Origin of the sequence: Chryseobacterium bernardetii, assembly GCF_003815975.1 — a bacterium.
Lineage (GTDB): Bacteria > Bacteroidota > Bacteroidia > Flavobacteriales > Weeksellaceae > Chryseobacterium > Chryseobacterium bernardetii.
The window spans coordinates 3757319-3772565 of record NZ_CP033932.1 but is presented as its reverse complement, the minus strand read 5'-3'; the positions used below and the strand labels follow the sequence as shown (position 1 = coordinate 3772565).

Here is a 15247-nt window from a genome sequence, read left to right as displayed (position 1 = left end):
ATCTTTTTAAGTAAATTACAGAAAGGAACTTTTGTGCGAAAGTTCCTTTTTTTGTAACTTTAAAAAAAAACAATGATAGAAACTATTAAAGAATACGCCTCGAAGAGAATAGACCTTCTGAAAATTGAAGCTACAGAAAAGTCTTCCCTTTCTGCCGGGCTCATTACCTACTTTGTAGTACTGCTTGTTGCTTTTGCTTTTTTTATTATCCTGTTCAACTTTGGAATTGCTTTTCTTATTGGTAAAGCACTGGATAATTATTCGTACGGTTTCTTAATTGTTGCGGCATTCTATGCATTAGTAATGGCCTTTGTTATCGCGTTCAAAAGCAAAATAGTGAATACTGTTGCAGATCAGGTTATTAAATTTTTAAATCATTCAAGCCATGAGTAGAAAATATGAAAGCATAGAAGAATTAAGAAGGAAGAAGAAATTGCTTCAAGGTGAAATTAGTGATCTGGAAAACCTTCTTACCTTTAAAAATACAAAAGAAAGTCTGAGTGCTTTCACCAATGGCTTAAGCGATCAGTATCTCCAGGAAAAAGTAGATAAAGATGGTGATGAGAAAGTTGTTCTGAGAAAGGATGTTATTGCCAAACAGCTTACTTCTGAGGTGAAAGATCTTCTTATCAGTAAAAATACAGCAGTGGGGCTTGCCAGTTCTGCATTCAAAGGAAATGTGGCAGACAGTATTATTAAGCTGGGAGTTACCGCTATAGTAGGTAATTATGCTAAAAAGAATATGAAAAGCTCTAACTGGAAGAATAAACTGGTAGGAGCAGCTTTAATATATCTTGCTCCGATTGCATTGAAATATGTCAGAAAAAAACTGGAAGTATACCAGAAAAATAAAAGTGTTTCCAGTATGGAACAATTAATCTAAGGAATTAGGGCTTAGGGTATGAAAATACCAACCATTTTCCAGCTCCTGAGCCCTAATTCTCAATTTATTCTTATTTCGAAAATAGCTGTCCCAGAATAATCCCAGCCGCCATTGATACATTCAGGCTTTCTGTAGACTGAGACTTTCCAAACCTCGGAATACTGATGCATTTCTGCAGTAATCTTTCCGTTTCCGGTCTCATTCCGTTTCCTTCATTTCCAAGAATCAGATTGATCTTTTCAGGTTTCTCAAATGTATAGATATTTTCTCCATCCATATCGGTCCCCACATTTATATTTTCTGTTTGGGAAAGATATTCAACAAGATCTGTATATACCATATTTACTCTCGTAAAAGAACCCATCGTTGCCTGAATTACTTTTGGATTGTAAACATCCACTGTATCTTCGCTGCAAATAATTTGCTCTATCCCGAACCAGTCTGCCAGCCGGATAATGGTTCCTAGATTTCCCGGATCCTGTATTCCATCCAAAACCAGCTGTATTTTCTTATCCGTCCATGGTTCTTCCTCTGCAAGATAACATACCGCAACGGAGTCTTTCGGGGTTTTAAGAAAGCTTATTTTTTTTAACTCATTTTCAGAGATATGAGTAATAGGGATATCAGTACGGTCCAATTTTTGCGGATCGGTTGATAATATTTCTTTAACTTTAATGTTAGAATTGAAAAGTTCACAAATGATTTTATTACCTTCAACCAAAAACAAATTGTATTTTTGTCTGAACTTCTTTTTATCTAAAGATTGTAAAACTTTTATTGTATGAGCTGTAAGCATTATAAGAATTCTCCTCAAAAATATTATAAAATTATCTCATTTGCAACATTTGTTGGTCTCCTTTATGCTTGTAGTACCACAAAAAAAGTTCCGGATGGTGAGTATCTGCTTACCAGGAACAATTTTGAATTGGAGGATAAGAAAGAATTTTTTGATGAAGAACTGAAAGATTATGTTCAGCAGAAGCCCAATAAGAAGCAAATTCTTTTTATGCCTTTAGGTCTTATGTTTTACAACATGGCCAATCCAAAATATGACACGATCCTTAATGAATACATGACCTATCCCCGTGAAATGAGAAATCAGAAGCTGAGGGACTCTTTATTCATTAAATATAATATGAAAAACAGTGTCGGAAAGAACCTTTTCTTCGACCGTTTGTTGCATACATGGGGTTCACCACCCGTTATTCTCGATCAGACCAGGAGTGAGAAAAGTGCTGAATCTATTAAAAAAAGGCTTACTTACAGAGGTTTTTGGGATGCAGAAGTAAAATACAGACATGATTTGGATTCTGCCTCTAAAAAAGCTACTGTAAATTATTTCATTAAGCATAATGATCCTACCTATATCAAGGATTACTTTTATAATATTCCAGATCAGGGCATCAAACAGATTTATAATACGCATCTGAATAAAACATTGGTAAGATCCGGTAAGATACTGGACCAGACTGTTCTTGAAAAAGAAGTAACAAGAATTACCGACTTAATGAAAGAATATGGCTATTATAAATTCAACAATCTCAATGAGGAAGTTTATTTTGTAGCAGATTCTTTAAAAAGCAAAAAACAGGTTCCTCTTACTTTGGAAATCCATAAAGATTCCCTGGACCGGCCTTACAAAAAGGCTACTTTTGGAAATATAGATGTGGCCATTGTAGATGATGTTAATGATTATCCTAAAAATACGGTTAAAGACAGTTTAAGGAGAATCAGATTCCATAAAATGAATGATAAATATAAAATATCCTCATTATGGAGAACCATTATTGTAGACAGTAAACAAACTTACGATCAGCAGAAACTGGACGTTACCAAAAGGAATCTTCTGACGATGAACAACTTCAGCATTGTAAAGGCAAGAGACTCTTTAAGACAGGGTGGTTTTACTGCCCCTAATGACAGTATTGTGGATGTTTTATATATCCTTAAACCACTTCCTAAATATGAACTTAAAGTAGGAACAGACCTGAACTATTCCCAGATCCTGAATCTTGGGGTCTCTCCTTCCGTGGACCTTACTACCCGAAATGTTTTCAGAGGAGCAGAAAACCTTTCTACCAGCCTTTCCGGTACATTTGGTTCTATTGCAAGTACTGAAAATACGGATAAAAGAGTTTTAGCATATGAAATATCAGCTCAGGCATCCCTGAACTTCCCCAGGTTATTATTACCATTTAACTATTATAAATTTATTCCTAAAAGATATACACCCACTTCATCTATTCTGTTGGGGGCCTCTATACAGAATAACATCGGCTTGGGAAGAGTTAACTTTAATACCGGATTAAATTATCAGGCAACAGTAAATGATCTGGTATATCACAAGTTAACCCTATTCAATACCCAGATCAGTTTAACGAAAAACAAAAATGCCTATTATGATTATTTTGTTAATGATGAAACAGTAAGAAGAGCAATATTTGCTGATTATTCTGCTCATTATCCTTCACAACCCAGCCTTGATGAAAAAATAAAAGCAGGACTGCTTACCCTAGACAGTGCCTCCGAGCAAATTATTAATGATGCAGACTATCGTTCATCTCTTAATGAACAAGGTTTAGATCTATTGACAACATTCAGAGGAAGTCTTATTAATAAGGAAAGGCAGACGGAAGATGTCTTTATTTCTTCTATGATCTACAATTTTGTTTATAATGAAATTGGGAAAAAGGATTACCCTAATGCATTCTATTTCAATGGTAAAGTGGAACTTGCCGGTAATATCCTAAGTTTATTCAATAAAAAAAGTAATGACGGTGGTGTTGTTACGGCGCCCCAAAAAACAATCTTTGGTATCCCTTATGCTCAATTCGTAAAGTTTGATATTGATACAAGAAAGTATTTCAAATTTAATGGTAACCAGACTTTGGTTCTTCGTCAGTTTATTGGTGTAGGTATTCCGTATGGAAACTCCAAAGATATGCCGATTATCAAATCTTATTTCAATGGTGGCTCTAATGATATCAGAGCTTGGGTCGCATTCGGAGGATTAGGTCCTGCCGCTTCCCAGGTAGATGAAAGAATACGTGCTTATATGACGAATGATGTAAAACTTACAACCAATATTGAGTACCGAATTCCGTTTAACAATATGTATGAAGGAGCTCTGTTTACAGATATAGGAAATACCTGGAGTCTCCGTAATCATAATGATGCCCACCAGGATCAGTTCAGGTTCAATAAGTTCTTAGGACAAATGGGTATTGGCAGCGGATTCGGTTTGAGAATAAATGTTGCCTATATCACCCTGAGACTGGATTTTGCTTACAAGATCTTTGATCCCAATAAACCGGAAGGTGACCGTTGGAGATTCAAGACACTTCAGCCTTTCAAACCAACCATCAACTTTGCCTTCGGATATCCTTTCTAATCCGGAGAAACACCCAGAATAAAATATACTACAGCAATAACACGGGCGAGGATTTCCCTCGCCTGATTTCTGTAGAAACTTTCAGGCTTTGTTACATCCTGCGCATCAAAACCTAGCGCATTCATGTCATTATTTCTTGCGAAAAATAAAGCACGGAGGTTATGATACCCCTGCGAAACAATAATAACATTTTTCTTTTTATACACATCTTTACAGCGAAGAATACTTTTATATGTATTAAAACCTTTAGGATCTTCTACAATAATATCTTCCGGAACACCTTCCTGGTTAACCAGATAATTTCTCATAGCACCCGGCTCATTATATCCTTTGCTCCTCTCCCCGCTCACTATAATCTTTTTGATCTTCCCGTGATGATAAAGAAGTGCTGCGGCATCCATTCTTTTGGTGAAATAAGGATTGGATTTCCCCGATCTCATTTTAGGAGATGTTCCAAGGACCAAAGCAATTTCCCGGGGTGGAATTTTTGAAATTTTAGTATAAGTACGTCCGTTAGTAAGACCGAAAACCCAGACATTACAGAAACATATCATTAAAATTCCCAATTCTAATGATACAAATCCTAAGTTAAATATGTTCCTGATAGCTCTCAACTAAGATCAAAGTTAAGCTTTATTTTTTTACTTTTCACTATTGACATGCATGCTAATATTTGTCCCTGCATTTCCTCTTTTTCGGTAAGATATTCATTTTCCAGCAGTTCCACTTCTCCTTCTTCCAAAGAACATTCACAGCTTCCGCAGATTCCTGATTTACATGAATAAGGAACCGGAAATTTCTGAAGCAAAAGCTGTTGCAGTATTTTATCCTTATTATCAGGAAGTTGAGTGGTATATTTTTTTCCAAGCATGGTAAATTCTACCTCTATATTCTCAATTAACGGGAATTCTTTTTCAACAGGATAAATATCATCATTATATTCTTCAAAAAGTTCAAAATGAATATTTCTTTTCGGAATCCCGTGATGGAAACAAGCGTTGGCAAGCGTTTTAATCATCTCTCCTTTTCCGCAGATCAAAACTTCATCCACTGCATCCCAGATTGTAGATTCTTCATCGGTATCATCCAAATGGAGAATCTGGTTGATGATTAAGTTTAATTTCTTTTCATCCAGCCTGCCATAAAAAAACTGATCGGCCGTCTTTTCCTGTGAAAAGAAGTAAAAGATCTGAAGTCTGTCTCCAAAAGTTCTCGCAAGATTATCCAGCAGATCCCTGTATATAAGATCTTCCGAACTTTTATTTCCAAAGAACAGGAAAAGTCTTGTTCTTGGTTCGTTATGAAGAATATTTTTGAAATGACTTAAAATAGGAGTAATTCCAATACCGGCAGCAAAAGCAACAATTGTTCTGAACTCACTTGGCTTAGATACAATAGTAAATCTGCCCGCTGGTTCACTGATCATCAGCTCATCTCCTTCATGATAGTTTTGAAACAACTGAGAAGTAGCTCCATCAGGAGAATTCACTTTTATCCCCAGACATATTTTCCCTTCGTAAGGGGCAGAAGTCATTGAGTAGTCATTAATAACTTCTCTTCCATGCGACCGGAATTTTACACTCACGAACTGCCCTGCATCAAACTTAAAATTTTCCTTCAGATTCTCCGGAATATTGAACTCCAGAGAAAAAGTATTTTTGGTCAGCTCTGCCTTTTTCGCTATTTTTAACGGATGAAACTGTATCAGTTTCCCTTTATAGATTTGTTGTTCCATACTTCAATCCAAAAATAGATAAAAAATAATTTATGAAGAAGATAATTTTATCCACGTTGATCCTGACAGCTCTTTACAGCTGTAAAAAAGAAACTGCAAAAACTGAAGACAACACTGCGGTTACAGATTCAACTGCCGTTACTCAAAATACACCGGATCGAGCGGCTACATATATTCCTAAAGAACTTTCTCCTGAAAATGTAGGTCAACAATTAGCTAAAAATAATGACACATTATATGTTACCAACTTTTTTGCAACATGGTGCGGCCCTTGTATGAAGGAAATCCCAAGTTTTAAAAATAAAATGCAGGAATTAAAAGATAAACCTGTAAAGTTTACATTCATAAACCTGGATGATAAAGCAGACTGGGATACTGCTGTAAAAGATTTTGTAGTAGAAAACGATCTTGGAGCTAATGTTATTTTACTGGATGGCCAAAAACTGGATCCAAATTTCTTTTCTAAGAACTTTAAACAATGGGATGGCGGTTCTATTCCTTTTACTTTCATGAGAAAAGGAGATAAAACAGATGAATTCTTAGGAATGATGACTGAAGAAGCATTAAACTCTAAAATAGATGCTTTTCTAAAATAAAATATATCTTTCTGAATCATGTCAAAAAGATTTAAAATCCTGTGTTTATTATTGGCCATTGCCATCATTGGAGGCGCAATTATTAATTTGAACACAGGATTTTTAAGTTTAAGCTTTCAGGATTTCTTTCAGGATTCTGCACAAAGCCAAATTGCTGAAATTCGTATCAACAGAGTTCTTATTATGCTTTTGGCTGGAATTTCAATTCCTACTTCCGGTTTTCTGATGCAGGAATATTTTCAAAACCCATTAGCTGGGCCTGATATTCTTGGAATAACTTCTGTTGCCAGCTTATCTGTGGCATTTTATATTTTCTTTTCCCATAATATTCTGATTCCCGAATTCCTGCAAAACAGTTTTCTGAGTTTAGCAGCTATTGGAGGAAGTTTATTACTGATGCTGATCCTTTTATCCATGTCTAATAAATTTCAGGATAAATCTTACCTGATTATTTTCGGGTTTCTGGTGTCTGCTTTTGCCGGAGCTATTGTTTCTCTGTTACAGTTTTATGCTGAGAATCAAAGTCTGAAAAACTATATTTTATGGTCTTTCGGTGCCAATAATATGGTCACCAGAAATCAGATTTATGTATTATCAGTTTTAGTATTGATAGGATTATTTTTCTGTTTCAGATCCATAAAACCATTAATAGGAAACTCCTTAGGGTCTTCATATGCACAAAGTTTAGGAGTTAACCTAAAACACTTAAAGCTGCTAATAATAGGAGCTTCTTCCCTACTTTCAGCTTCTATTACTGCTTTTTTAGGGCCTATTCTGTTTATCGGAATCATTGTTCCTCATTTTTGCAGACTGATTTACAATCCTTCAAAATTATGGCAGCAATGGATCTTAAATATGTTCCTGGGAATGCTGATAATGTTATTTTTCTCTGTGATTGCCGAAAAAACTCAAATTCCATTGAACGTGATAAGCTCTATATTCGGAATTCCTGTGATCCTGCTGATGCTTTTAAAACAAAATAAAGTGTAGTTTTGTTGGAAACACAAAACACAAGTTCTTACCCTACAATATGCTTTAAGATGCAATGATATTGTGTAACGCATCAATAAACACTCCGCTTGCTGAAAATCTTTGATTTTCTTGCGCCCTAAAATAATACACAATACACGATAAATCTTCGTGCCTTTGCGTTTATCCAACAATCCTTGTATTTATTAAGAGTACAGCAAATAACAGAAAAAGACTAATCAAATAAGTTCTGGTGAATTCTTGCGACGTTTTGAAGCTGAGTGAGTGTAATTTTGTTAAAAACGCAAAGACGCAAGTTCTTACCCTACAATATGCTTTAAGGCGCAATGATTTTATCTCCGATAAAATTGAGTAACGCATCAATAAACACTCCACTTGCTGAAAATCTGTGATTTTCTTGCGCCCTAAAATAATACACAATACACGATAAATCTTCGCGCCTTTGCGTTTATCCAACAATCCTTGTATTTATTAAGAGTACAACAGAAAAAGTAAGTTCTGGTGAATTCGTGTGACGTTTTGAAGCTGAGTGAGTGTAATTTTGTTGAAAACGCAAAGACGCTAGTTCTTACCCTACAAGATGCTTTAAGGCGCAATGATTTTATCTCCGATAAAATTGAGTAACGCATCAATAAACACTCCGCTTGCTGAAAATCTTTGATTTTCTTGCGCCCTAAAATAATACACAATACACGATAAATCTTCGCGCCTTTGCGTTTATCCAACAATCCTTGTATTTATTAAGAGTACAACAGAAAAAGACTAATCAAATAAGTTCTGGTGAATTATTGTGACGTTTTGAAGCTGAGTGAGTGTAATTTTGTTAAAAACGCAAAGACCACGATAAATCTTCGCGCCTTTGCGTTTATCCAATAATTCCTATATTTACTAAGTATAAAAAACAACAAATGACAGAAAATGAATTATCAAAAATTGTTTTTGATGCAGGTTTAAAGATTCATAAAAAGCTTGGATCAGGATTATTTGAGCATGTTTATGAGGAATGTATGTTCTATGAATTAACAAAGTCAGGTTTTACTGTAGAAAAACAAAAGCTACTTCCAATTATTTATGAAGAATTAAAAATTGAAAATGCTTTCAGGCTCGACATGATTATAGAAAACAAAGTCATCTTAGAAATAAAAACTGTTGATTATATCAGTTCAATTCATAAAGCACAACTTTTAACGTATTTAAAAATGACTCATTGTAAACTAGGAATGTTACTCAATTTTCAATCAGATGTTTTCAAGAATGGAATTACCAGAGTTGTCAATCATTTATAAGCTAAAACAGAATGAAAATTCAACAAAAATCAAATTCCTTATGCCTTAAAATAGTATTTTTGTAAAATATTTTCGCCTTTGCGATTATCCAAAATCAAGCATGCACCTACAAATCAAACAAGCTAATATCGGATATAATAAAACATTAATTTCAAATGCTGATGCAGAATTGAGGCTTGGTGATGTATGCTTACTGATTGGAAATAATGGAGTAGGAAAAACAACTTTAATTAAATCTATTCTTCATCAGATCCCTTTGTTGAATGGAGAAATTTTAATTAATAATAAGAATGTAAAGAAACTTTCTGTAAAAGAAATTGCGGAGAATATTGCTATTGTATTTTCAAAATCAGTTGTTCCACAGCATTATACGGTGGAAGATCTGATCTCATTGGGAAAATATATCTACTACCCTTTTTATTTTGAATTAAAAAAGGAAGACCGTGAAGAAGTAGCCCATATTATTGAAGAGCTTGATCTCGGACAATATAAATATACACTCCTTAAGAACCTTTCGGACGGAAACCTTCAGAAAGCATTTATCGGCCGGGCTATCACCCAAAACTCCCCTGTTATTATTCTGGACGAACCCACTACCCATCTGGATGAAAAAAATAAGATCATTATTCTTAAAACCCTTAGGAAATTAGCTAAAGAGCAGAACAAAATCATTCTTTTCTCCTCACACGACTGGCGGTTGGCTAAAGAGTTTGCCGATAAAATATGGTATGTAAAAGACTCACTGCTTCATTCAGGAATTGTGGAGGATATTTTGCTTCAACATGATGAACTTACCAATGCATCATTATTTCAAATACACGAGAATTTTATTCCGCCAAGTATCTCTGCACCGCAGGTTCAGAAAGAAATGCTGTATTCTTTACTTCAAAAAAACTTCTCAAAAGACCTTTCTTCCCTTAATTTTGAATTCCAGAACAGTTTTTGGGTAATCACTAACGATTCCGGCCAACAACAATGCGAATCTTTTGAAGAAATCATAAATTTCATTGGAAACATTTATTAATCAGAGGCTTTCTTTGATTATTTCACATACTATGCATGCATAGTATTATGCAAATCATACAATTTAACGAACTAATTATCAGATTATTAACAAAATTTAACGTTAATAAATATTATGCATGCATAATATTTATTAAATTTGGGTAAAACCATTAGCGCAAAAATGATGGATAATAATAAGGAAAAAATAGAAAACGTAGATTTAATTTTAAAACAGACCTGGTTGGCTGTTTCTAAAATGTACACAGAATTGGCTCAGGAACATGACTCCACCGCAGTACAGGCACTTACCCTTCTTAAAATTGATCCCAAAGAAGGTACACGAAGTACGAATCTTGGACCCAAAATGGCCATAGAACCCACTTCCCTGACGAGAATTATTAAACTTCTTGAAGATAACGGCTATATCTATAAGGAAAAAACCACCACAGATAAACGGGAGGTGATTATTAAGCTTACAGATAAAGGCTTAAACTCCAGAAATATGTCTAAGGAAGTTGTTGTCAACTTTAACAAAAAGGTAATGGAGAAAATTAGTCCTGAAAAGATGGATGCTTTTAAAGAAGTGATGACTGAGATCATGAAAATAGCTAATGAACTCTTAAACAACAGAAAATAAATTATGACGAATCTTATGGTTCGTATAACCTTATAAATAATAAAAAAATAGATATGAAAAGAAGAATCAAACATGTAACGGTTCTTGGTTCAGGAATTATGGGTAGCGGTATCGCAGCTCACTTCGCCAATATTGGTGTGGAAGTGTCACTTTTAGATATTGTGCCCTTTGAATTAACTGAAGCTGAACAGAAAAAAGGTTTGACTAAAGAAGACAAGGCTGTAAGAAACAGAATTGCTGCCGAAAACTTCGAAAAACTGAAAAAAGCCAGCCCTGCACTTCTTTATTCACCAAAGTTTGCAGATAGAATCAAAATCGGAAATTTCGATGATGATCTGCCCAAAATTAAAAATACAGACTGGATCATTGAAGTAGTAGTTGAAAGACTTGATATCAAAAAGTCCGTATACGAAAAGATTGAACAGTTCAGAAAACCCGGAACATTGATTTCTTCCAATACTTCAGGGATTCCTATCCACTTATTAACGGAAGGAAGAAGTGAAGATTTCAAAAAATACTTTGCAGGGACACACTTCTTCAACCCGGTAAGATACCTTCCTCTTCTTGAGATTATCCCAACAAATGATACAGATCCGGAAATCATCGATTTCTACATGAACTATGGAGCTAAATTCTTAGGCAAAACAACCGTTTTAGCAAAAGATACTCCAGCATTCATCGCAAACAGAATCGGAGTATTCTCTATGATGGATCTGCTTCACAATGTACAAAAATTAGGACTTACAGTTTCTGATGTTGATAAATTAACAGGACCTGTAATCGGACGTCCAAAATCTGCGACTTTCAGAACAGCTGACGTTGTAGGTCTTGATACGTTGGTAATGGTAGCCAACGGAGTTCGCCAAAGCGGTGCTGAAGCCAATGACTTCAACGATGTATTTGCTCTTCCTGGCTATATCCAGAAAATGATGGATAATAAATGGCTAGGTTCAAAAACAGAGCAGGGATTCTATAAAAAAGTGAAAAACGCAGAAGGAAAATCTGAAATTCACGGATTGAATCTTGATACATTGGAATATGAACTTCAAGGAAAATCATCATTCCCTACTTTAGAATTAACAAAATCTATTGATAAACCCATCGATAGATTCAAGGTATTGATCGGCGGCAAAGATAAAGCCGGTGAACTATACAGAAAATCACTGGGAGCATTATTCGCGTATGTTTCTCATAAGGTTCCTGAAATTTCTGATGAAGTTTACAAAATTGACGATGCCATGAGAGCTGGATTCGGATGGGAAAACGGTCCGTTTGAGATCTGGGATGCCGTAGGTGTTCAGAAAGGTATTGAACTGGCTAAAGATGCAGGATACGAAGTTTCTGACTGGGTTAAAAATGTAGAAACTTTCTATAAAGTTAATGATGAAGGACAAAGTATTTATGTTGATAAAAATTCAGGAGCGTACAACAAAATTCCTGGACAAGATGCCTTCATTATCCTTGATAACATCAGGAAAAACAAAACGCTTTGGAGCAATTCAGGTTCAGCCATTCTTGATTTAGGTGATGGTATTATCAACTTTGAAATCCGTTCTAAAATGAACTCTCTGGGAGGCGAAGTCCTTGATGGATTAAACAGAGCGATTGATTTAGCTGAAAAAGAATACGACGGATTGGTAGTAGGAAACCAGGGAGCCAACTTCTCTGTAGGGGCTAACCTTGCCATGATCCTGATGATGGCTATTGAGCAGGATTGGGATGATTTGAATATGGCGATTGCTTACTTCCAGAAATCGATGATGAGAGTACGATACTCCTCTATTCCTGTAGTTGTAGCTCCTCACGGAATGACCCTGGGAGGTGGGTGTGAAATGACAATGCACGCAGACAGAGTGGTTGCCGCAGCAGAAACATACATCGGCCTGGTTGAAACCGGCGTGGGTGTAATTCCTGGTGGTGGTGGTACTAAAGAACTTACTTTAAGAACTTCCAGAGAATTCCACAGCGATGATGTTAAAAACAACAGACTTCGTGATGCTTTCATGAACATCGCTATGGGTAAAGTAGCTACTTCCGCTTATGAAGCTTACGATATGGGAATCCTTGAAAAAGGAAAAGATATTGTTTCCGTAAGCAAAAACAGACAGATTGCTGAAGCTAAAAAAGTAGCAAAACTATTAGCAGAACAAGGTTATACTCAACCTATTGAGCAAAAAGTAAAAGTTCTTGGTAAAGATGCATTAGGAATGTTCTACGTAGGAACAGACCAGATGTTAACCGGAAAATATATCTCCGAGCATGATAAGAAAATTGCAGACAAATTAGCAAATGTAATGGTAGGTGGAAATCTATCTGAACCAACAGTTGTTACTGAGCAATACCTATTGAATCTTGAAAGAGAAACATTCCTTCAGCTTTGTGGTGAAAGAAAAACTTTAGAGAGAATTCAGTATATGTTACAAAACGGGAAACCGTTGAGAAACTAACGGGAAGCTCCGTAGGAGCGAACTGTTAATAGCATGAATAATTTAAAATTGGAAAGCCTCGTAGAGGCGACCTGTTAATGTATGGCAAATACCTATACTCAGATTTATATTCAAATTGTTTTCGCTGTAAAAGGAAGACAAAATCTGATTTCAAAAGAAAACAGAGACGAATTACATCAGTTTATTACAGGTATTATTTCCAATAGAAACCAAAGATTATTCGCAGTTTTTGCAATGCCTGACCATGTCCATATTCTTGTAAGTATGAATCCGACACTTGCGGTTTCAGATTTAGTAAGAGATATTAAAGCAGGTTCTTCAAAATTCATCAATGAAAAAAGATGGGTAAATGGAAAATTCAATTGGCAGGAAGGATACGGAGCTTTTTCTTATTCTAAAAGCAGTGTTGATTCTGTTGTAAAGTATATTTTAAATCAGGAAGAACATCATAAAAAGAAAACTTTTAGAGAAGAATATCTGGATTTTATGTCAAAATTTGAGATAGAATATGATCCAAAATATTTATTTGAATGGATTAATGATTAACAGATCGCTCCTACGGAGCTCCTCAAAAAGCAAAAACAAAAATCTATGAACAGTTTACCTCTACTAGGCAAAAAATTCTTAAAACAATTTAATTAAACAAAAAAAATGAAAACAGCATACATCGTAAAAGGATTCAGATCAGCAGTAGGAAAAGCACCAAAAGGTTCCCTGCGCTTTACACGTCCTGACGTAATGGCAGCTACCGTTATTGAAAAATTAATGGCTGAGCTTCCGCAATTGGATAAAAACAGAATTGATGACCTTATCGTAGGAAATGCAATGCCTGAGGCAGAGCAAGGGTTAAACGTAGCCCGTCTGATTTCCTTAATGGGTTTAAACACAGATAAAGTTCCTGGAGTAACTGTAAACAGATACTGTGCTTCAGGAAGTGAGGCCATTGCTATTGCTTCTGCAAAAATCCAGGCAGGAATGGCTGATTGCATCATCGCTGGAGGTACAGAATCTATGTCTTATATCCCAATGGGCGGTTATAAGCCGGTTCCTGAGACCGATATCGCAAAAACAAACCCTGATTACTACTGGGGAATGGGTTACACTGCTGAAGAAGTAGCAAAACAATACAATATTAGCAGAGAAGAACAGGATCAGTTTGCCTTTGAATCACATATGAAAGCTTTAAAAGCAAACCAGGAAGGTAAATTTGCCAACCAGATCGTTCCGATCCCAGTAGAATATAATTTCTTAGATGAAAATCAGAAACTTCAGACTAAAAAATTCGATTTCTCTGTGGATGAAGGGCCAAGAGCAGATACTTCCCTTGCTGGTTTAGCTAAACTTAGACCGGTATTTGCTAATGGAGGAAGCGTAACTGCCGGGAACTCTTCTCAGATGAGTGACGGAGCAGCTTTCGTAATGGTAATGAGTGAGGAAATGGTAAAAGAATTAGGATTAGAGCCTGAAGCAAGATTAGTAGCTTATGCTGCAGCCGGACTGGAGCCAAGAATCATGGGAATGGGACCTATTTATGCTATCCCAAAAGCGTTGAAACAAGCCGGCCTTGAATTAAAAGATATTGAGTTAATTGAACTTAACGAAGCATTTGCATCACAATCAGTTGCGATCAAGAAAGAATTAGGTTTAAATCCAGACATCTTAAACGTAAATGGAGGAGCCATTGCCCTTGGCCACCCGCTTGGATGTACAGGAACCAAACTGACAGTTCAGCTTCTTGATGAAATGAGAAAGCGTGGCAACAAATATGGAATGGTTTCTATGTGCGTAGGAACCGGACAGGGAGCGGCAAGTATTTTTGAATTGTTATAGACTAAAAGAGTAAAGAGTAAAGAGTAAAGAATAAAGAGCAAAGACTGTAATGAAACATAATTTTAACCATCATAACATCTGGAAACTTTCCATTGAACTTGCTGATGAAATTTATGTTATTACAGATAGTTTTCCAAAAAATGAAGAATTTGGACTTAAATCTCAAATTAGAAGATGTACCGTTTCTGTAGCTTCTAATATTGCAGAAGGCTCAAGTAGAAGCTCAAATAAAGATTTCAATCGTTTTTTAGAAATAAGTCTTGGCTCTCTTTATGAATTACACACTCAAATTATTATTTCAGGTAACAGAAATTACTTAGAAGTTAGTAAAACCGAAAAAATAGAAAATAAAATCATAGAACTACAGAGAATGATTTCTGGCTTTCAAAAGAATTTAACATTGTAAGTCTTTATTCTTTTCTCTTTTTTCTATTAATCTAAAAAAAA

15 protein-coding genes are annotated in these 15247 nt (G+C 35.5%); 12 read left to right on the top strand and 3 right to left on the bottom strand.

The annotated features are described in order from the left end of the window. Positions 1–72: 72 nt before the first annotated feature. Complete coding sequence (locus EG339_RS17120) at positions 73–393, top strand: phage holin family protein (RefSeq protein WP_066695561.1); 321 nt, start codon at positions 73–75, stop codon at positions 391–393. Then, on the top strand, positions 386–883 hold the full coding sequence (locus tag EG339_RS17115; protein ID WP_123871162.1) for a phosphoribosyl-ATP pyrophosphatase: 498 nt from the start codon (positions 386–388) through the stop codon (positions 881–883). Before EG339_RS17120 ends, EG339_RS17115 begins: the two co-directional genes overlap by 8 nt. A 70-nt stretch (positions 884–953) precedes the next feature. On the opposite strand, the gene EG339_RS17110 is transcribed toward EG339_RS17115, so the two are convergent. After that, on the bottom strand, positions 954–1679 hold the full coding sequence (locus EG339_RS17110; protein WP_123871161.1) for a TrmH family RNA methyltransferase: 726 nt from the start codon (positions 1677–1679) through the stop codon (positions 954–956). On the opposite strand from EG339_RS17110, the gene tamL reads away from it, so the two are divergent. Beyond that, on the top strand, positions 1665–4274 hold the full coding sequence (gene tamL, locus EG339_RS17105) for a translocation and assembly module lipoprotein TamL (protein WP_123871160.1): 2610 nt from the start codon (positions 1665–1667) through the stop codon (positions 4272–4274). The two genes, EG339_RS17110 and tamL, sit on opposite strands and share 15 nt — an antisense overlap. Here the strand turns inward: tamL and EG339_RS17100 are convergent. Both EG339_RS17100 and EG339_RS17095 read right to left on the bottom strand, forming a co-directional pair. After that, complete coding sequence (locus EG339_RS17100) at positions 4271–4828, bottom strand: SanA/YdcF family protein (RefSeq protein ID WP_123871159.1); 558 nt, start codon at positions 4826–4828, stop codon at positions 4271–4273. The two genes, tamL and EG339_RS17100, sit on opposite strands and share 4 nt — an antisense overlap. Positions 4829–4884: 56 nt before the next feature. Then, on the bottom strand, positions 4885–6009 hold the full coding sequence (locus tag EG339_RS17095; RefSeq protein ID WP_123871158.1) for a ferredoxin--NADP reductase: 1125 nt from the start codon (positions 6007–6009) through the stop codon (positions 4885–4887). Positions 6010–6041: 32 nt separating this feature from the next. Between EG339_RS17095 and EG339_RS17090 the strand changes: the two genes are divergently transcribed. From EG339_RS17090 to EG339_RS17050, 9 genes are all read left to right on the top strand, one after another. After that, on the top strand, positions 6042–6605 hold the full coding sequence (locus EG339_RS17090; RefSeq protein WP_123871157.1) for a TlpA family protein disulfide reductase: 564 nt from the start codon (positions 6042–6044) through the stop codon (positions 6603–6605). An 18-nt stretch (positions 6606–6623) separates the two neighbouring features. Then, a complete protein-coding gene (locus tag EG339_RS17085; RefSeq protein ID WP_185147657.1) occupies positions 6624–7595 on the top strand; it encodes a FecCD family ABC transporter permease in 972 nt (323 codons plus the stop codon). 908 nt (positions 7596–8503) lie between these two features. After that, entirely contained in the window at positions 8504–8881 is a 378-nt protein-coding gene (locus EG339_RS17080) for a GxxExxY protein (protein ID WP_123871155.1), read from the top strand. Positions 8882–8981: 100 nt separating this feature from the next. Further along, a complete protein-coding gene (locus tag EG339_RS17075) occupies positions 8982–9905 on the top strand; it encodes an ABC transporter ATP-binding protein (RefSeq protein ID WP_123871154.1) in 924 nt (307 codons plus the stop codon). A gap of 165 nt (positions 9906–10070) precedes the next feature. After that, positions 10071–10523, top strand: coding sequence for a MarR family winged helix-turn-helix transcriptional regulator (locus EG339_RS17070; protein WP_123872712.1), 453 nt, complete (start codon positions 10071–10073; stop codon positions 10521–10523). Positions 10524–10576: 53 nt separating this feature from the next. Continuing rightward, positions 10577–12970, top strand: coding sequence for a 3-hydroxyacyl-CoA dehydrogenase/enoyl-CoA hydratase family protein (locus EG339_RS17065; RefSeq protein WP_123871153.1), 2394 nt, complete (start codon positions 10577–10579; stop codon positions 12968–12970). 81 nt (positions 12971–13051) lie between these two features. Next, positions 13052–13516, top strand: coding sequence for an IS200/IS605 family transposase (gene tnpA / locus EG339_RS17060; RefSeq protein WP_123871152.1), 465 nt, complete (start codon positions 13052–13054; stop codon positions 13514–13516). A 105-nt stretch (positions 13517–13621) separates the two neighbouring features. Then, positions 13622–14800 carry an acetyl-CoA C-acyltransferase gene (locus tag EG339_RS17055; RefSeq protein WP_123871151.1) on the top strand — a complete coding sequence of 393 codons (1179 nt, stop codon included), beginning with the start codon at positions 13622–13624 and terminating at the stop codon, positions 14798–14800. Between the two features lie 49 nt (positions 14801–14849). Further along, positions 14850–15206 carry a four helix bundle protein gene (locus EG339_RS17050; RefSeq protein WP_123871150.1) on the top strand — a complete coding sequence of 119 codons (357 nt, stop codon included), beginning with the start codon at positions 14850–14852 and terminating at the stop codon, positions 15204–15206. Positions 15207–15247 lie beyond the last annotated feature (41 nt).